The organism is Wenyingzhuangia gilva (assembly GCF_030519655.1).
Classification (GTDB): Bacteria; Bacteroidota; Bacteroidia; order Flavobacteriales; family Flavobacteriaceae; genus Wenyingzhuangia; species Wenyingzhuangia gilva.
The window spans coordinates 452219-470954 of record NZ_JAUMIT010000001.1 but is presented as its reverse complement, the minus strand read 5'-3'; the positions used below and the strand labels follow the sequence as shown (position 1 = coordinate 470954).

Annotated in this window: 15 protein-coding genes and 2 tRNA genes; all 17 read left to right on the top strand. The window is 32.3% G+C overall.

Annotation, left to right across the window (positions count from 1 at the left end):
- The first annotated feature begins 142 nt into the window (after positions 1–142).
- The 17 genes from QVZ41_RS02210 (at position 143) to QVZ41_RS02130 (ending at position 18732) form a co-directional block, all read left to right on the top strand.
- Positions 143–535, top strand: coding sequence for an ExbD/TolR family protein (locus QVZ41_RS02210; protein WP_302882909.1), 393 nt, complete (start codon positions 143–145; stop codon positions 533–535).
- Positions 536–538: 3 nt separating this feature from the next.
- Positions 539–1369 carry an energy transducer TonB gene (locus QVZ41_RS02205; RefSeq protein WP_338140787.1) on the top strand — a complete coding sequence of 277 codons (831 nt, stop codon included), beginning with the start codon at positions 539–541 and terminating at the stop codon, positions 1367–1369.
- A 68-nt stretch (positions 1370–1437) separates the two neighbouring features.
- A complete protein-coding gene (locus QVZ41_RS02200; protein ID WP_302882908.1) occupies positions 1438–2676 on the top strand; it encodes a bifunctional folylpolyglutamate synthase/dihydrofolate synthase in 1239 nt (412 codons plus the stop codon).
- 1653 nt (positions 2677–4329) lie between these two features.
- Complete coding sequence (locus QVZ41_RS02195) at positions 4330–5364, top strand: NAD-dependent epimerase (RefSeq protein ID WP_302882907.1); 1035 nt, start codon at positions 4330–4332, stop codon at positions 5362–5364.
- Between the two features lie 5 nt (positions 5365–5369).
- Positions 5370–6392, top strand: coding sequence for a mannose-1-phosphate guanylyltransferase (locus QVZ41_RS02190; RefSeq protein ID WP_302882906.1), 1023 nt, complete (start codon positions 5370–5372; stop codon positions 6390–6392).
- A 57-nt stretch (positions 6393–6449) separates the two neighbouring features.
- Positions 6450–6527 (top strand) — tRNA-Val (locus QVZ41_RS02185).
- Between the two features lie 30 nt (positions 6528–6557).
- Positions 6558–6635: transfer RNA gene (locus QVZ41_RS02180), tRNA-Val, on the top strand.
- 412 nt (positions 6636–7047) lie between these two features.
- A complete protein-coding gene (locus QVZ41_RS02175) occupies positions 7048–8019 on the top strand; it encodes a Gfo/Idh/MocA family protein (RefSeq protein ID WP_302882905.1) in 972 nt (323 codons plus the stop codon).
- A 104-nt stretch (positions 8020–8123) separates the two neighbouring features.
- Positions 8124–9407: a nucleotide sugar dehydrogenase gene (locus tag QVZ41_RS02170; RefSeq protein ID WP_302883466.1), complete on the top strand. Its 1284-nt coding sequence runs from the start codon at positions 8124–8126 to the stop codon at positions 9405–9407.
- Between the two features lie 154 nt (positions 9408–9561).
- Entirely contained in the window at positions 9562–10887 is a 1326-nt protein-coding gene (locus QVZ41_RS02165) for a UDP-glucose dehydrogenase family protein (RefSeq protein WP_302882904.1), read from the top strand.
- A 624-nt stretch (positions 10888–11511) separates the two neighbouring features.
- The gene (locus tag QVZ41_RS02160) at positions 11512–12483 is read left to right on the top strand and encodes a type I phosphomannose isomerase catalytic subunit (RefSeq protein WP_302882903.1); all 972 of its coding nucleotides are present in this window, start codon (positions 11512–11514) and stop codon (positions 12481–12483) included.
- 171 nt (positions 12484–12654) lie between these two features.
- Positions 12655–14040 (top strand): MATE family efflux transporter, encoded by a 1386-nt coding sequence (locus QVZ41_RS02155; RefSeq protein ID WP_302882902.1) that lies wholly within the window; start codon positions 12655–12657, stop codon positions 14038–14040.
- The gene (locus tag QVZ41_RS02150) at positions 14037–15203 is read left to right on the top strand and encodes an EpsG family protein (RefSeq protein WP_302882901.1); all 1167 of its coding nucleotides are present in this window, start codon (positions 14037–14039) and stop codon (positions 15201–15203) included. Before QVZ41_RS02155 ends, QVZ41_RS02150 begins: the two co-directional genes overlap by 4 nt.
- A gap of 2 nt (positions 15204–15205) precedes the next feature.
- Positions 15206–16141: a glycosyltransferase family 8 protein gene (locus QVZ41_RS02145; protein WP_302882899.1), complete on the top strand. Its 936-nt coding sequence runs from the start codon at positions 15206–15208 to the stop codon at positions 16139–16141.
- 19 nt (positions 16142–16160) lie between these two features.
- Positions 16161–17171 carry a polysaccharide biosynthesis protein gene (locus QVZ41_RS02140; protein ID WP_302882898.1) on the top strand — a complete coding sequence of 337 codons (1011 nt, stop codon included), beginning with the start codon at positions 16161–16163 and terminating at the stop codon, positions 17169–17171.
- 10 nt (positions 17172–17181) lie between these two features.
- On the top strand, positions 17182–17607 hold the full coding sequence (locus tag QVZ41_RS02135) for a cupin domain-containing protein (RefSeq protein WP_302882897.1): 426 nt from the start codon (positions 17182–17184) through the stop codon (positions 17605–17607).
- 6 nt (positions 17608–17613) lie between these two features.
- The gene (locus QVZ41_RS02130; protein WP_302882896.1) at positions 17614–18732 is read left to right on the top strand and encodes a polysaccharide biosynthesis C-terminal domain-containing protein; all 1119 of its coding nucleotides are present in this window, start codon (positions 17614–17616) and stop codon (positions 18730–18732) included.
- Positions 18733–18736 lie beyond the last annotated feature (4 nt).

Here is an 18736-nt window from a genome sequence, read left to right as displayed (position 1 = left end):
AAATTGGTCATTGAGCGACTTGTGTTGAGCGTAGTCGAAGTATCAAGACAAAATAAAAAACATCAAGAAGAAAACTGTGACACAATGATGAAGATTTATTAGTATTCAACAATTAAACAGATTAAAAAATCAACATAGAAATATGAACATCAGAAGTAGAAATAAAGTAAGTGCAGATTTTAACATGTCGTCTATGACAGACATCGTGTTTTTGCTGTTAATATTCTTCATGCTAGCATCTACCTTGGTCACAGTAAACGCCATTGATGTTTTATTGCCAAAAGCAGGAGGCAAAACAGAAAACAAAGGAATTGTATCCGTTTCTATTACCAAAGACGGTAATTATTTTATAGATGCCGATAAGATAGAATTCAATCAATTAGAGAATTCTTTGTTAACAAAAATGTCATCAACCAAAGAGGGATCTTTAGTCATTAGAGGAGATCAAGAATCACCTTATAAAAATATCATGCAAGTCATAGATATTGCAAATAGAAACAAAATCAAAATGATTTTAGCGGTAAAAGGTCAATAATTTATGATGTTTACAACCACATATCAAAAGCAATCAGCAATCATCACTGCCGTCATCATGGTTTTGGTGGTGTTTTTGATGTTTTTCTGTGGATTAAGATATTTAGATCCACCAGAAGAATATGGAGTAGCAATCAATTTTGGAACATCTGACACTGGTTCAGGACCTCCGAAATTGAATGAAAGCATTCAGTCCAATCCAACACCAAGTCAAGCGGAACCTGTAACGGAGAAAGTTGAAAATAACACAGTAGCAGAAAAAGTCATTACTCAGGCGGATGCAGAAGCTCCGGTGATAAAACCCAAAGAGAAAACAATAGAGAAAACAGTCAAAGCTCCTGAGAAAAAAGTAGAAGAAAAAAAGGTCGAGAAACCGGTAGAAAAAAAAGCTCCGACACCAACAAAGGAAACTCAGAGTATAATGAATAGTTTGTTTGGAAATCCATCAAAAGGAGAAGTGGTTCAAGGAGAAGGAGATGATTCGGGACAAGGGGTGAAAGGAAGTACTTCGGGAGATCCAAAGAGTGATAAATATTACGGAAATGATGGTTTAGGAGGAGATGGAAACTATTTATTAAAAGGAAGACGAGCTTTATCTAAACCTATAAGAAAACCCGATTGCAATGAAGAGGGAATTGTAGTGGTAAGAATTGAAGTAGATACCAATGGGAAAGTAATTAGTGCAGTACCTGGGGTAAAAGGAACGACCAACAATAGTCCTTGTTTATTAGAGCCAGCAAAAAAAGCGGCCATGGCAACTCAATGGAATCCAGATGGAAATGCTCCGAACAAGCAAGTAGGATTAATCAGATATAAATTTATTCTTTCTGAATAAGGAACTACAAAATAGGTAATAGCTACAAAAAAAACTTAATACTCAGTACTCAATACTCGGTACTATTTATGAATTATCAAGAAACATTAGATTGGTTGTTTAACCAATTGCCCATGTACCAAAAAGACGGTGCAAAGGCTTATAAAAAAGATTTATCAAACACACTTTTGTTGATGGATTACTTAGGGGATCCAGAACAACACATCAAAGCCATTCATGTTGCGGGAACCAATGGAAAAGGTTCAACCAGTCATATGTTGGCTTCAGTGTTACAAGAACAAGGATATCAAGTAGGGTTGTATACTTCTCCTCATTTAATTGATTTTAGAGAACGTATTAAAATCAATGGTAAAGAAATAGCAGAGGAATATATTGTTGATTTTGTAGCAAAACACAAAAGCTTTTTTGAACAAAATGCCTTGTCTTTTTTTGAAATGACGGTGGGTTTGTCTTTTGAATATTTTAAAGATTCAAAAGTAGACTACGTAGTATTAGAAACAGGTTTAGGCGGAAGATTAGATTCTACCAACGTTGTAACACCTTTAGTATCGGTAATCACCAACATAGGGCTAGATCATACCCAGTTTTTAGGAACCACTTTACCTGCCATCGCTGCAGAAAAAGGAGGAATCATCAAACAGACCAGACCAGTGGTAATTGGTGAATATCATGAAGAAACTTTTCATGTATTTCAAGAAATAGCCAATCATAAAAATGCTCCATTATACAAAGCTTTTGATTTGGAAGCTGTTATTTATGAATGTGAACTAAAAGGAGTTTATCAAAAACACAATTTAAAAACCGTCATTCAGACCATAAATGTTTTAAAAACTTTAGGAGTGAATATTGCAGACAAGTCCATTGAGATGGGATTGTCTAAAGTGATTCAGAACACAGGTTTGTTAGGGAGGTACCAAGTAGTACAAGAATTCCCTAAGTTGATTTGTGATACAGGACATAACAAAGAAGGGATTTCACTAGTCATCTCACAATTGTTAGAGGAAGAGTTTGAAACATTACATATCGTCTTTGGTGTGGTTGATGATAAAGATTTAAGTGGAGTCTTACCGCTATTGCCAAAAGAAGCAATATATTATTTTACCAAACCATCTATTGCAAGAGGGTTGTCAGAAGAAAAATTAAAAGCATTTGCACAGGAATATCAATTGACAGGTGAAAGTTATACCACAGTCGAGCAAGCAGTTGAGAGAGTGTTGCTGAATGCAAATCCAAATGATTTGATATACGTAGGAGGAAGTACTTTTGTGGTGGCAGATTATTTGAGTTCAATAAACAATAAATCATAGGTCATCGATGGGTGGTTGCTGAGCTTAGTAGAAGTAGGTTGAGATGCAAAATGAATAGAATACTATGAGGTTGAATTATAAAGTGTTGAATGTTTGTGTGTTTAGTCTTTTTTAAGAGAGCGTATGTCCTTAATCAATTCATAGTTGAAATTTCTCAATTCGTTATTAAATAAATATGTTTGTGTATGGTCATCGAGCGCAGTCGAGATGCACTGTCTATACCAATAAGAAACAGTTCTTAAACCGATAAATCTAAGGAAAAAATCATGTAGTCATGAAATTCTTCATCGTTGAATTTTAAAAGTTGAATCTTAAACTTTGAACTTTAAACATCAACCCCGCCCCTTGAGTAGCGAACATCGAACATCGAAGAACTTCTCTCAAAAACAGACAACTTATAACTGAGAACTTCTCACTTCTCACCACTCACTTCTCACTCTTCACTAATCCTCGCCATCGGTCATCGAGCGCAGTCGAGATGCACTCTCTATACCAATAAGAAACAGTTCTTAAACCGATAAATCCAAGGAATAAATCATGTACTCATGAAATTCTCCATCGTTGAATCTTAAACTTTGAACTTTAAACATCAACCCCGCCCCTTGAGTAGCAAACATCGAACATAGAAGAACTTCTCACTTCTCATTTTTCACTAATCCTCGCCATCGGTCATCGAGCGGCCTGTTCTGAGCTTGTGGAAGTATCAAGACAAAATGAACATAAGAAGCTAGTATTGATAACAATTAATAGAAGAATGGAATTTATTGATAAATCTAAGAAATAAGTCATGGAGTCATGGAATTGCGTAGCATAGCTAAAGAGCATGGAATGATGGAATGACTGTTACGTAGTAATTTCATAAGATTTATCTTGATTTTTTGGTTCGTTTTTGATCAAGCAAAAATGAACATAAGAAGTTAAAAGAAAATGTAAAAGTTTGAAGTTAGAGAAAATTTAAAACATAGGATGAATTTATGCAGCCTAGATTTTTTCGTTCGTTTTGCACTTGTGCTGAGCTTATGGAAGTATTAATGGAGAATTTAATTGGCATAAAAGGGTGTTGTGTAAAAAATTCAATTGAAATGGCCGTAAAAACAAAAGCTGTTTGAACGCAGAGAGTTCTTTTGTTTTCGGTTATGAGATTAGAATTTTAGCGATGTTCTTTTAGAGTCTTGACTTTTGCGTACTTTGTTTCAAGACAAAGTATGAGAATTAAAAAAGCATCGTGATGGTTAGTTTATTTAGCAGGCGGTTCTTTATTTTTCACTACTCACCACTCACTCCTCTACTCACTATTCCCTTTCATTATGAACTTCCCTAAATAGAGTTGATTGATATTAAAGGTTAACTTCGTTGTTAAAAATAGTAGATGTTTATTTGGCATCATAAATACATCCCTAAAATTTAAGAGAGGAACAAAAATATAGGAAGTATTTATGCAGTCTAGATTTTTTTGGTTCGTTTTTTCATCGATAGAAAAAATGAACAAATCAAGTTGAATTGAGATATTATGCTTTAAATATGAGATTTTGTATTATCGACCAAAACTTCTAAAACCCTTCACCACTCAATAAACAATTTAACCAAAACCTAATATCAAAGCAGGAAACCTAAAAAACAATATCATATATTTGTTTTACAATTAATTTGTATATGAAAATATTAGTTACGGGGGCAGCAGGATTCATAGGATATCACTTAACGGAGTTGTTATTAAGTAGAGGATATCAGGTAGTGGGAATTGATAATATCAATGATTATTATGATGTCAACCTAAAATATGCTAGATTAAACCAACTAGGAATTGATAGAAAATTAGCTTCAGATTTTTCAAGTGAAGTGATTTCCCAAAAAACGGATAATTTCAAATTCATCAGAATTAATTTAGAAGATAGAGAGGCAATCAATCATCTTTTTGAGAAGGAACAATTCGAAGTGGTTTGTAACTTGGCTGCGCAAGCGGGAGTACGTTATAGTATTGAAAATCCACATGCTTATGTGGAAAGTAACATTGTAGGGTATGTCAATTTGCTAGAAGCCTGTAGAAATAACAATGTAAAGCATTTGGTTTACGCAAGCAGTTCTAGCGTGTATGGGTTAAATGCAAAAATTCCGTTTTCAACAGAGGATACGGTAGATACTCCAATTAGTTTGTATGCTGCGTCAAAAAAGAGCAATGAGTTAATGGCACATACCTATTCTCATTTATATGGTTTTGCAACTACTGGATTAAGATTTTTTACGGTCTATGGGCCATGGGGAAGACCAGATATGGCTGCTTATTTGTTTGCAGAAGGTATCAGAAACAAGCAACCGATAAAAGTTTTTAATCACGGAAATATGGAACGTGATTTTACTTATGTAGGAGATATTGTAGAAGGAGTGATGAGGATTATTGAAGGAGAGGTTGAGACTAGAACGCAAAAAGGAGGACTATATAAAGTATATAATATAGGAAACAATAATTCAGTTAAGTTGACGGATTACATAGAGAATATAGAGAAAAACTTAGGGAGAGAAGCAGAGAAAATCATGATGGACATGCAGCCAGGAGATGTGGCTAAAACATGGGCAGATGTATCGGCTTTAATTCAAGATTACCAATACAGTCCAAACACTTCTGTGGAAGAAGGAGTGAAAAAATTTATTGATTGGTATAAAGATTATAACAACTTAAATATAAAATAATAGCTATGGGGAAAATTATCAATATCGTATTAAGTGGAGGAGTAGGGTCTAGATTGTGGCCAATTTCAAGAAAAAAAAGTCCGAAACAATTTTTACAAATTTTCGAAGGAAAATCTTTGTTTCAGTACACGGTCTTGAGAAATAAAAAATTAGTAGATGACTATATGTTGGTAACCAACGAAAGTCAGTTAACCATGGCGGTGAGTCAATCTAAAGAATTAGGGGTTAAAATTGATAAAAAAATCATTGAATCTGTTGGTAGAAACACGGCTCCGGCAATCACATTAGCAGCTTTGAGTTTGGCTCCTGACGACATTATGTTTATTACGCCTTCTGATCATATGATAGGAGATGAAAAAGAATATAAGCTAGCGGTTAAAAATGCGATTAGATTAGCCAAAGAGGGAAATATTGTGACTTTTGGAATCCAGCCTTTAAAGCCAGAAACGGGGTATGGGTATATAGAATATGATGCGGAAGATGTAAAATCGTTTAGAGAGAAACCGAATCAAGATTTGGCAATTAAGTACATTCGTTCAGGAAATTTTTGTTGGAACAGTGGAATGTTTTGTTTCAAGGCCTCTGTGTTTTTAGAGGAAATTAAAGAATATCAACCCGATATCTATGAAGCTTCTGTAGCTGCTTATGCAAATAGCAAAGATGGTTTTGTGGAGAAAGAAGACATGGAGAAAATTCCTGAAGACAGTATTGATTTTGCAGTCTTAGAAAAGTCTAAAATCATCAAAATGGTAAAGTCACATTTTATCTGGTCAGATTTAGGTTCTTTTGATTCCTTAATTTCATATGCCAAAGATTTTCAAAACGATGAGTTATTTCAGATGATGAAAGGGGAGAATATAGTGAATTCTTATGCCATGTGTTCAAAACCTGTATATGCAACAAGAGGAATTGATCATATTGTTTTGATAGAGGCTGAAGACTGTATTTTGTTGATTACCAAAGATAAAAGTGAAGAGGTAAAGCAAATACGTGAGTTTGCTGGTTGTGCGGATAAAAATTTATTGTAATTTTTCATAAATAAGTGTTTGACAAATGAAATAAAGTTTTATATTTGCACCCGCTAAGGGCAATTAGCTCAGTTGGTTCAGAGCACCTCGTTTACACCGAGGGGGTCGGGGGTTCGAATCCCTCATTGCCCACCAAAGGTTTCCTTAATACCTTCAAAAAAATTAGGGCAATTAGCTCAGTTGGTTCAGAGCACCTCGTTTACACCGAGGGGGTCGGGGGTTCGAATCCCTCATTGCCCACCATACAAAACCTATCCCTTATCGGATGGGTTTTTTGTTTTATAGTTAGTTTATACAACTTTTGAGCTTGATCCAGAAAGAATGCTAGATTTTTGATCCTAAATAAACATTCATTATTTAGTCTGTTGACCAGTAGTTCTTTATTTTTCACTACTCACTTACAATTCGTAATCAACATATTTCTTTATAATAGTTTTATCTCTTAATTCTCTTTTTCTATATTTGAAAGTTCGTGGTAGGATTGTGCTAAACAAGAGCCATGTCAGTTCGAGTGAATTTCGCAACGTAGTGTAGAAATTAGTATCGAGAACAGTTTGTTGAAATTAAACCGAACCCCGAACATCGGTCATCGAAGTAGAGTCGAGATTGTAGGATATATAAAAAAATAAACACTCATAGAACAGGGTAATAAATTATGAAAAAAAACTTTGCCTTAATTGGAGCTGCAGGATACATTGCTCCAAGACATTTAAAAGCAATAAAGGATACGGAGAATGTTTTGTTGGCAGCTTTAGATAAAAATGATAGTGTAGGGGTAATTGATTCCTTTTTTCCGGAGGCTTCTTTCTTTGTTGAGTTTGAAAGGTTTGATAGGCATATCGAAAAACTAAAAAGAGAGCAAGGTTTACAGCTAGATTATGTAAGTATTTGTACGCCAAATTATTTACACGATGCACATATCAGAATGGCCTTAAGATCTGGAGCAAACGCCATTTGTGAAAAGCCTTTGGTGTTAAATCCATGGAATATAGATGCGCTCCAAACCATTGAAAAAGAAACGGGGAAAAAGATATTTACCATCCTTCAATTAAGACATCACCAAGCAATTTTAGAGTTAAAAAAGAAAGTAGAAGAAGCTCCTAAAGACAAGGTGTTTGAGGTGGATTTAACTTATTTAACCTCAAGAGGGAAGTGGTATTATGCTTCTTGGAAAGGAGAACAGTCAAAGTCTGGAGGAATTGCTTCTAATATTGGAGTGCATTTTTTTGACATGTTAGGCTGGGTGTTTGGGGAGTTAAAAGAAAACTTAGTCTATGAACATTCACATGACAGGGCATCTGGATATTTGGTGTTTGATAAAGCCAGAGTTAAATGGTTTTTGTCAATCAATTATGATTTAATTCCTGAAGAAATCAAAGAGAAGGGGCAAAGAACTTATAGATCTATTACGGTTGATGGTGAGGAGGTTGAGTTTAGTGGAGGGTTTACGGAATTACACACGGAAAGTTATAAACATATTATAAAAGGAACGGGCTTTGGGTTAGAGGATGCCAGAAAATCTATTGAGATTGTACATGAGATAAGAAATGCAGAAATGAAAACACCTGAGGAAGGAAAAGTACATGACTTATTTTATAAACCCAAAACCAAGCATCCATTTGCGTAGGGATACATATGTTTTTTAACAGTTTAGTGGAGAATACTTATTTCTTATGACATTTGTTATAAAGTTTTAATTTATATTTGACTTTGAAAAAAGAAAGAAAAAGAATGAAAATAGGAGTGGTTGGTTTAGGGTATGTAGGCTTGCCTTTAGCAAGACTTTTTTCGACCAAATATGCCACTATTGGTTTTGATATCAACCAACAGAGAGTAGTTGAGTTGAACCAAGGAATAGACACTACTTTAGAAGTAAGTAAAGAAATCTTACAAAAAGTTTTAACAAATACTGTTGTCAGTTCAGAGAGCCAAAAAGGCCTCTTTTGTACTTCAAATTTAGAAGACTTAGCCAGATGTAACTTTTACATAATTACAGTACCTACGCCTGTAGATAAAAATAACAGACCTGTATTAACCCCCTTAATCAAAGCGAGTGAAGCCATTGGAACTGTCTTAGAAAAAGGAGATATTGTGGTGTATGAATCTACTGTATATCCAGGAGCAACAGAAGAAGATTGTATTCCAGTTTTAGAAAGAGTTTCAGGTTTAAAATTTAATCATGATTTTTTTGCAGGGTATTCGCCTGAGAGAATCAATCCAGGAGACAAACTTCATACAGTTGATAAAATATTAAAAGTAACTTCGGGTTCTACCCCTGAAGTAGGAAAGAAAATTGATGAAGTTTACAAGTCAGTAATTTCAGCAGGAACCCATTTAGCACCCACCATAAAAGTAGCCGAAGCGGCAAAAGTAATAGAGAATTCTCAAAGAGATATCAATATTGCCTTTGTGAACGAATTGTCTAAAATATTCAATTTAATGAATATTGACACGAATGATGTGTTAGCTGCTGCGAGTACCAAGTGGAATTTTTTACCATTCAAGCCGGGGTTGGTTGGCGGACATTGTATCGGGGTAGATCCATATTACTTGGCTCAAAAAGCCCAAGAATTTGGATATCATCCTGAAATTATTTTGGCAGGAAGAAGAATGAATGACAGTATGGGAGCTTACGTAGCCTCTCAAGTGGCAAAATTGATGATTCATAATGACCTAAAAATCAAAGGAGCCAAAGTTTTGGTTTTAGGAATTACATTCAAAGAAAATTGCCCAGACGTTAGAAATACCAAAGTAGTAGATGTGGTTAGAGAATTACAAGATTACGGAATGCATGTTGATATTTATGATCCTTTAGCAAACGGAAGAGAGGTAGAAAAAGAATATCAATTAAAAACAGTAGAAAAAATTCCGACTCAAAAATATGAAGCCATTGTTTTAACAGTTGCTCATCAAGAACTTTTGTCTTTAAATTTTAATGAATTTTTGATAAAAGACGGGGTGATTTACGATGTAAAAGGAGTGTTAAAAAAAGAAATGAGTCACGGAAAATTATAAAATTAAAAACGACCATCGAAAATCGAATGATTATGTCAGTTCGAGTGAATTTCGAAACAAAGTGGAGGAATTAGTATCGAGAACAGGTACAGAAATAAAAAAATATAAATAGACAACCGAAAATCGACCATCGGTCATCGAAAAACTAAAATATATGAACATTACAGTAGTAGGAACAGGATATGTAGGGCTGGTTACGGGAACTTGTTTTTCTGAAATGGGAAACAAGGTAACTTGTATAGATATTGATCAAAAAAAGGTAGACGCCCTAAAAAACGGGATCATTCCAATTTACGAACCAGGGTTAGAGCCTTTGGTAAAAAAGAATGTAGAATTAGGAAACCTAAGCTTTAGCACTGCCATCAAAGAAGGCTTAGAGAATTCCGAAGTTGCTTTTATTGCGGTAGGAACGCCTATGGGAGATGATGGGTCTGCAGACTTACAATATGTGTTGGCAGTAGCCAAGCAAATTGGAGAAGAAATGACCAAGCCATTAGTAGTAATAGACAAATCTACAGTGCCTATTGGAACAGCAGACAAAGTAAAAGCCACCATAAAAGAGGCTTTAGACAAAAGAGGGGTAGATATTGAATTTCATGTGGTGTCTAATCCAGAGTTTTTAAAAGAAGGAGCGGCAGTAAATGACTTTATGAAGCCAGATCGTGTAGTGGTAGGGGCGGAAACAGAAGCTGCTTTTAAAGTCATGAGAAAGTTATACGCAACGTTTACTCACAACCATGATCGTTTGATTGAAATGGATGTTCGTTCTGCTGAAATGACAAAATATGCTGCCAATGCCATGCTTGCGACAAAGATTTCATTCATGAATGAAATTGCCAACATTTGTGAAAAAGTAGGAGCAGATGCCAACAAAGTAAGAATTGGAATAGGTTCAGACAATAGAATAGGATATAGTTTTATTTATCCAGGAGCGGGTTACGGAGGATCATGTTTTCCTAAAGATGTAAAAGCTTTAAAGAAAATTGCAGAAGAAAACGGATACAAAGCAAAGTTAATTACTTCGGTAGAAGAGGTAAATGATACACAAAAATTTGTGATTTCTAACAAAGTAATTGCAAGATTTGGCGAGGATTTATCTGGATTTACTTTTGGTGTTTGGGGATTGTCTTTCAAGCCGGGAACGGATGATATGAGAGAAGCACCAGCAATTTATGTAATCAAAGAATTGGTAAAACGTGGAGCAAAAATAAAAGCTTACGATCCAAAAGCCATGCACGAAGCACAAGAGTTTTATTTAAAAGGAGTAGAGAGTTTAGAGTATGTTTCTTCTAAATACCAAGCGTTAGAGAGTGCAGATGCCATGATTTTATTAACGGAATGGAAAGAGTTTAGATCTCCAGATTTCATGGAAATCAAGGCCTTATTAAAATCTCCGGTAGTATTTGATGGTAGAAATCAATACGGAGTATTTGAAATAGAAAAAGAAGGATTTGAATATTACCAAATCGGAAAAGCCTAATTTAATAGGTCGGTCATCGAGTAGCTTGTGCTGAGCTTGTCGAACTATGGTCATCGAGCGTAGTCGAGATGTCATTATTGAATAAAGTTAGCTGAGTCTAGTCTACGTAAGTCTAAAATAGGTCATCGAGCGGCCTGTACTGAGCTTGTCGCAGTAAGTCGAGATGCAGAGGAAATATAGAAAAACAAGTAAATCTTCGAACAAACAATGTCAGTTCGAGTGATTTTATGAAGTAAAACGAAATAAAATTGTATCGAGAACAGAAATAATTTAAATGAAACTCCGACATACACAGTTATTGCGTAATAATCACAAGAGAAATTTGCGTAAAAATAAAAGTTGTTTGAGTCCGATGTTCCATCGGGGAGTTCTTTTATTTTAGCAAATGATCTTCGAGATTTAGCAATGTTTGTGAAGTCTTGATTTTTGGTTACTTTTTATCAAGAAAAAGTAATAGAAGAAGAAATCTAAAAGGAATGTTGTTTTATGATAAAGAAAATAGTTGTGATAAAAGTTAAATAAAACAATGTCAGTTCGAGTGAATTTCGTAACGCAGTGAAGAAATTAGTATCGAGAACAGATTAAGTAAAATAAATAATAAAAACCAACAACTGATAACCGAAAATGATAAACTATCCAATAAAATTTACCCCAATTCTAAAAGATAAAATTTGGGGAGGTGAAAAATTAAAAACAGTACTAAATAAAAAAACCTCTTTAAACAACATTGGAGAAAGTTGGGAGTTGTCTTCTGTGGATGGAGATATTTCTCAAGTGTCTAACGGAGCATTAAAAGGGTTGTTATTAACGGAGTTAATCGAAAAATATAAAGGAGACTTGGTTGGTGATAAAATATATGAGCAATTCGGAAACAAATTTCCGCTACTATTTAAATTCATCGACGCCAAAGAAAATTTATCAATCCAACTACATCCCAACGATGAAATAGCCAAAAAGTTACACAATTCTTTCGGGAAAACAGAGATGTGGTATGTGATGGATGCGGATCAGAGTTCTGAACTAAATATCGGTTTTTCAGAGGCAATGACGCCTGTAAAATACAAGCAAGCCATTGAAAATAAAAATATTTTAGAAAAACTAAACTTTGAAAAAGTAACCAAAGGAGATTCTTTTTTCATCAAAGAAGGGTTGGTACATGCCATTGGAGCAGGTTGTTTAATAGCAGAAATTCAACAAACTTCAGACATAACTTATCGTATTTACGATTGGGACAGGGTAGATGACCAGGGAAATGAGAGAGAATTACATACAGACTTAGCATTAGAAGCATTGGATTATAATGCGGTGGGTGCAAACAAATGTAAATATCAAAAAGAAGTCAATCAACCTTCAAACATAGCATCTTGTGAATATTTTACGACAAATTATATCAAAGTTAATGATTTGTTTACGAGAGACTTATCTAGTGTAACATCATTTACAGTCTATATTTGTGTGGGAGGAGCAGGAACCATTTCATTAGGAGCTGAAAAAGAAGAAATCAAAAGAGGTGAAACCGTTTTAATTCCTGCAAATACAAAGGAAATTGTTGTCAAGTCACAAGAAATAGAATTACTTGAGGTGTATGTTAAATAATGAAGAATAATTGATCGTTTTTCGATGAAATATGTATATTTTTAAAGATAATTTAAGAATAGATGTTGAAGTCAATAATCCTAATTAAATCAAAAATACTAATGATTGAAGTTTCATTCTTAATGATGTTAAAATAAATAATAAACTCAACAAAAGTGTGGTTTAGGTAGTATGGGGTTAAAGAAAGATTTGTTAAGAGTATCGGGGGCTAATTTAGTAGTGATGCTTTCAAGTATTGTAAATGGTATTGTCTTACCATATGTGTTGTCAATTGGTAGCTTTTCTGAACTTAAAACATATACTTTATATGCTAGCTTTATTGGTTTTTTACATTTAGGTTTTGTGGATGGTTTAAATATCAAATATGGTGGGAAAACTCGTGAAGATATTGATAAAGTAGAATTTAATAGTTTTCATAATTTTTTTATAACCTTTCAATTAATCATATTGTCATTGTTTGTTGGGATTGGGCTAATCATCAATAATAACATCATTTTATTACTTGGTTTAGCAATTCTTCCAATCAACCTTCAGTCTTTTTTTCTGTATTATTTTCAGGCGATAGGAGAGTTTAAAGAGTATTCAAAAACAACAATACTTGTTCCTCTGATCAATCTAGTTTTAACACTTATTTTAGTTTTTATAGAAGTAGTTGATTATAGAGTTTACATTATTTCAACAATAATTAGTTACTTAATTTCAATCTTGTTTTTAGAAAGAAATTATAGAATATATTCTAATTTTTCCTTCGTTATAGATAAGAAGTCACTTGCATTAAAAGGTAGTTTTAAATTATATAAAGCAATCTTTATGTCTGGCTTTTTCATAATGTTGGGGAATGTTCTATTTACAATGTTTTTTGACATTGGTAAATGGGGAGCTAAGTTTTTAACAAACAATGAAGGTTTTGCTAAATATTCGTTAGGAATATCATTAATTGGTTTTGTAATGATATTTATAGGGGCTATTAATAAAACATTTTACCCTTATATATCCAGAAATAATAAAGTAGAACAGATTCTTAAGTATAAAAACATTTTATATATAATTAGTAGTTTTTCTTTAGCAGGTTTTTTTTTTCTTCAAATAATAATCAAAACATTTCTACCAAAATATATAGATTCATTACCTATTACGGCTGTCCTGATGACCTCAATTCCAGGGATGATGATCATCAAATCTATATATATCAATCTATACAAAGTTCAGAAAAAAGAAAAGAAGTTTTTGTATGATACTTTAATCTATTTAATGTTTGCAGTGTTATTAAATATCATTCTCTATTTTTATTTGGAATCTTTAATAAGTATTGCAATAGCCTCGGTAATTTCAATTTATATTTGGACAATATTTCCTATAAGTTGTTTTAAAATTAAAAAGGAAGAAGTCTCAAAAGAGGTCTTATATCTAATTAGTATTCTTAGCCTTTTTTGGTTTGTTTATATGATTCACCATACCCTTTTCATAAAAATAACTGTTTTAACAATTTCAATGTTATTTATTAACATAATATTTTTTAAAAAACTGATATTTAATATTCTGAATATAAAAGTATGATTTATTTTATTATCTTATTTTTACTTCTATTTTTTACTTTGATATATGATTTTTTAAAGGTCAAATCAGGAAAAAAAATGGTGTATTACATAGTTTTGATTGGATTGATTTGTCTGTCAGGATTTAGATACAGAGTTGGGGGGGATACTTTAATGTATATGATTGTTCATCCAAGATTACCTTCGTTATCTGAATTAGGGAGTAATCATGCTATTAATGAAAAGCTTCAACCGCTTTGGATATTTTTTGTTGCAGTTTCAAAGTCTATTACAGAAGAATTTTACATGATCCAATTACTTCATGCAATAATAATTAATACGTTGATTTTTAATTTTATAAAATCAAATACCAAATATATATTTACAGCAATATTGCTTTATTATATTGGATATTATGGGTATTTTAATTTTGAAATATTAAGAGAGTCAATCGCTGTTGCTATTTTTTTATATTCAATTAAATTCATAAAAAATAAAAAATGGGTTGCTTATTATATAATTTCATTACTAGCTTTATCCGTCCACTTTTCTGCCATAGTACTATTTGTAATTCCTTTACTGTTAAAATTAAAATTTAATTTATCAAGAGCTTTAATAATTTTTATTTTAGGAGTAATTTTTGGTGTTTTTTTTATTAAAATTTTATTTTCATTAAATGTTGGAGGAGGTCTCGTAGAAAGTATAAAATTATATCTTGATTACAAACCTACATTTTACGGGTTAATATCAATTTTAGTTCTATATATTTTATACCCATGGGTGATTTATAAAATATCTAATTATTATTTGAAAATTGAATCTAACTTAAATAATTTTTTGAATGTTTACATCCTGATTGGGGCTTCAACGTCTTTTTTCTTTATTTTTTTTAGATTCTTAAATTACCTAACACCTATTTTGTTTCTTTTTATAGCTGAAATTATACATGGGGTTTACAGAAAAGGTAAGCTTAAACAAGTTGGATTGACAAGTGGTATACTAACTTTTATAATTTTCTCAGTAATTCATATGAATGCTTATTTTTCAGATACCTCACAATTTGTAGAATCATCGAGATGGTATAGTAGGTGGTACCCTTACTATTCAATTTTTGATAAGGAAATAGATGAGACTAGAGAGAAGTTAGTAATTGAGCAAAATAAATTTCAACTTAAAAAGAAATAATAATGAATATAGCCTATTCTTGTGATGAAGCGTATATACATCATACAGGTATTTCAATACTATCTTTACTAGAAAACAATAAGGAGTTTAAAGAAATTAATATTTATTTTATTGAAAAGAATGTCTCAAAAAAATCAATAGCTTCCATAGAAAAATTAATTCATTCTTATCAAAGGAGTTTAATTTGTATACCGTTTCATGAATTGTGTTCGGAACTGAAAATAAATGCCTTGGGACGTCATATTGAAACAGTGTATTCAAAATTGTTTTTTTCTGGAATTCCCAATATTGATAAAATTTTATACATTGATAGTGACACAATAATTAATGATTCATTAATTGATTTTTGGAACATCGACTTAGAAGAAAATTTGGTTGCAGGAGTAGAAACTTACAGTGTAGAGGCAAAACCAAAGCTAAATTTAAATAAAAAAGATAGATTTATAAATGATGGGATTGTTTTGATTAACCTAAAGGAATTTAGAAAACAAAATATAAAACAGAAGTTTATAAATTGTATAAATAGTTATCATGGAAATCCTCCTGTACTTAGTGAAGGAGTTATAAATAAAGTATGTAAAAATAGGATAAAGGTAATTCATCCCAAATACAATTTAATGAGTGGTTTAATTACATACAAACACAACCCGTTTTTAGACTTAGATAAATTTTATACAAAAAAATGTATAAATGAGGCTATAAAGAAACCTGTTATTATTCATTATTTGTCGGGATTCTACAATAGACCTTGGGATGTAAATTGTACACATCCAATGAAAGAAAAATACCTGTATTATAAATCAATATCATACTGGAAAGACATTCCTTTGCAGAATAAAAAAATGAATCTAAGATTGCGTACAATCAAGTTTCTTTATCAATATATTCCAAACATATCCTTGGAATATATCAGGTTCTTAATAAAGAAAATGAGATAAAACTGTTAAAACGAAGAATATGAAAATACAAAATAAAACACTTTTAATTACAGGAGGAACTGGTTCGTTTGGGAATGCAGTTTTAAATCGTTTTTTAGCAACAGATCATTTTAGTGAGATTCGAATTTTTTCTCGTGATGAAAAAAAACAAGATGATATGCGTAATCAACTTAGAAATGAAAAATTAAAATTCTATATAGGTGATGTTCGTGATTATAATGCTGTTGAAAAAGCAATGAGAGGTGTTGATTATGTCTTTCATGCAGCTGCTTTAAAGCAAGTGCCATCATGTGAATTCTTTCCTTTAGAGGCAACCAAAACAAACGTGATGGGAACACAGAATGTAATTGATGCAGCTGGAGCCAATAAAGTAAATAAAGTAATTTGTTTAAGCACAGACAAAGCAGCTTATCCAATTAATGCTATGGGAATATCAAAGGCTTTAATGGAAAAAGTAGCCATTGCTGCTTCACGAAATTTAAGAGACACAACGGTTTGTTTAACTAGATATGGGAATGTAATGGCTTCAAGAGGTTCTGTAATTCCTTTGTTTTTAAAACAAATAAAAGAAGGAAATGATATAACGATAACAGATCCTAATATGACCCGTTTTTTAATGTCTTTAGAAGAGGCTGTAGAATTGGTTTTATTCGCTTTTGAACATGGTAATTCTGGAGATTTGTTTGTAAACAAAGCCCCAGCAAGTACTATTGGAGACCTGGCAAAAGCGATCAAAGAAATCTTCAAGGCCAAGAATGATGTAAAAATAATAGGGACTCGTCATGGAGAGAAATTATATGAAACTTTGTGTACACGTGAAGAGATGATCAAAGCAGAGGATATGGGAGATTTTTATCGAATTCCAGCCGACAATAGAGATTTAAATTATGCACGTTATTTTTCGGAAGGAGAACAAAATATTGCACTTATAGAAGATTATCATTCACACAACACCAAGCAACAAAATGTTGAGGAGGTGAAAAAGATGTTGTTGAATTTAGAAATTATCAAAAACGAACTGTTAAAATAAATTTTAAAAAATGCCAAAACCTATTTTAATTAAAGGAGGAAGTTTTTCTGACGAAAGAGGTTTGTTGTTGTATAACAACGATTTTGATGCAACAGAAATCAAACGTATGTATATAATAAAAAATAAAAGTCCAGAGTTAATAAGAGGGTGGCAAGGGCATAAAATAGAACAACGCTGGTTTTCTGTTATATGTGGAGAATTTTTGATTAAATTATTGGCAGTTGATAACTGGGAAAGTCCCTCTAAGGATTTAGAAGTGATGGAATTTCAAATTTCTGCAAGTAATATGAGTGTATTGCATGTGCCTGCAGGCTATATAAGTAGTATTCAGTCAACCAAAGAGAATGCTAAATTATTAGTAATGTCAGACTATTTGTTAGGTAGTATAAAAGATGAGTATAGGTACGATATTAAATATTTTGAGGATATAAATTAAATAAAAATGTTAAAAATAGGGATAACGGGACAACAAGGTTTTGTAGGAACCCATTTATATAATACAATTAGTTTAAGTCCACACGATTTTGTATTAATTGATTATGAAAGGAAGTTTTTTTCTAATGAGATTTTATTAGATGAATTTGTTTCTAAATGCGATGTAATAGTCCATTTAGCAGCAATGAATCGACATGAAAATCCAGCAGTTATTTACGAAACAAATATCAGCTTGGTAAAAAAACTAGTTTCTTCCTTAGAAAGAACAGGGAGTAAGCCACATATTTTATTATCATCTTCTTCTCAAGAAGAGAAAAATAATTTATACGGAAAATCTAAGAAAGAGGGTAGAGAACTTCTAATAAATTGGGCAAACAAAGTTGGAGCAGTATTTACAGGTTTAATAATCCCTAATGTGTTTGGCCCGTTTGGAAAACCTTTCTATAATTCAGTAGTGGCCACATTTTCGCATCAATTAGCCAATGGAGAAACTCCAACGATACAAGTTGATGGAGAATTAAAATTAATTTATGTGGGTGAGTTGATAGATAAAATAATCAATTTTATAAAAAATAAGATTGAAGAAAATATTTATGTAGTTCCTCATTCTAAGGAAGCAAAGGTTTCGGAATTATTAGTATTACTTAAGAAATTTAAGAATCAATACCAGAATAATGGAGAAATACCCTTATTAAATAATTCGTTTGAGTTGAATTTATTCAACACTTTCAGATGTGCGATGCCTATCAAAACTTATTTTCCTGTAAAGTTTACTAAACATACAGATCCAAGAGGATCCTTTGTAGAAGTGATTCGTTTAGGAATAGGAGGTCAGGTATCATTTTCTACAACTGTACCAGGAATTACTAGAGGAAATCATTTTCACACAAGAAAAATAGAACGTTTTGCCGTCATCAAAGGAAAAGCATTGATTCAATTAAGACGTATAGGGACCGATGAAGTTCTTGATTTTTATTTAGATGGTGAGCAGCCTTCCTATGTTGATATGCCAATATGGTATACACATAATATAAAAAATATAGGAGAAGAAACCTTATATACAAACTTTTGGATAAATGAACCATACAATCCAGAAGATGCAGATACGTATTTTGTAGAAGTTTAAAAAA

Excerpts from the sequence above, each read along its gene's own strand:
- QVZ41_RS02210 (WP_302882909.1), top strand. The coding sequence starts at position 143 with ATGAACATCAGAAGTAGAAATAAAGTAAGTGCAGATTTTAACATGTCG.
- QVZ41_RS02205 (WP_338140787.1), top strand. The coding sequence starts at position 539 with ATGATGTTTACAACCACATATCAAAAGCAATCAGCAATCATCACTGCC.
- QVZ41_RS02200 (WP_302882908.1), top strand. The coding sequence starts at position 1,438 with ATGAATTATCAAGAAACATTAGATTGGTTGTTTAACCAATTGCCCATG.
- QVZ41_RS02195 (WP_302882907.1), top strand. The coding sequence starts at position 4,330 with ATGAAAATATTAGTTACGGGGGCAGCAGGATTCATAGGATATCACTTA.
- QVZ41_RS02190 (WP_302882906.1), top strand. The coding sequence starts at position 5,370 with ATGGGGAAAATTATCAATATCGTATTAAGTGGAGGAGTAGGGTCTAGA.
- QVZ41_RS02175 (WP_302882905.1), top strand. The coding sequence starts at position 7,048 with ATGAAAAAAAACTTTGCCTTAATTGGAGCTGCAGGATACATTGCTCCA.
- QVZ41_RS02170 (WP_302883466.1), top strand. The coding sequence starts at position 8,124 with ATGAAAATAGGAGTGGTTGGTTTAGGGTATGTAGGCTTGCCTTTAGCA.
- QVZ41_RS02165 (WP_302882904.1), top strand. The coding sequence starts at position 9,562 with ATGAACATTACAGTAGTAGGAACAGGATATGTAGGGCTGGTTACGGGA.
- QVZ41_RS02160 (WP_302882903.1), top strand. The coding sequence starts at position 11,512 with ATGATAAACTATCCAATAAAATTTACCCCAATTCTAAAAGATAAAATT.
- QVZ41_RS02155 (WP_302882902.1), top strand. The coding sequence starts at position 12,655 with ATGGGGTTAAAGAAAGATTTGTTAAGAGTATCGGGGGCTAATTTAGTA.
- QVZ41_RS02150 (WP_302882901.1), top strand. The coding sequence starts at position 14,037 with ATGATTTATTTTATTATCTTATTTTTACTTCTATTTTTTACTTTGATA.
- QVZ41_RS02145 (WP_302882899.1), top strand. The coding sequence starts at position 15,206 with ATGAATATAGCCTATTCTTGTGATGAAGCGTATATACATCATACAGGT.
- QVZ41_RS02140 (WP_302882898.1), top strand. The coding sequence starts at position 16,161 with ATGAAAATACAAAATAAAACACTTTTAATTACAGGAGGAACTGGTTCG.
- QVZ41_RS02135 (WP_302882897.1), top strand. The coding sequence starts at position 17,182 with ATGCCAAAACCTATTTTAATTAAAGGAGGAAGTTTTTCTGACGAAAGA.
- QVZ41_RS02130 (WP_302882896.1), top strand. The coding sequence starts at position 17,614 with ATGTTAAAAATAGGGATAACGGGACAACAAGGTTTTGTAGGAACCCAT.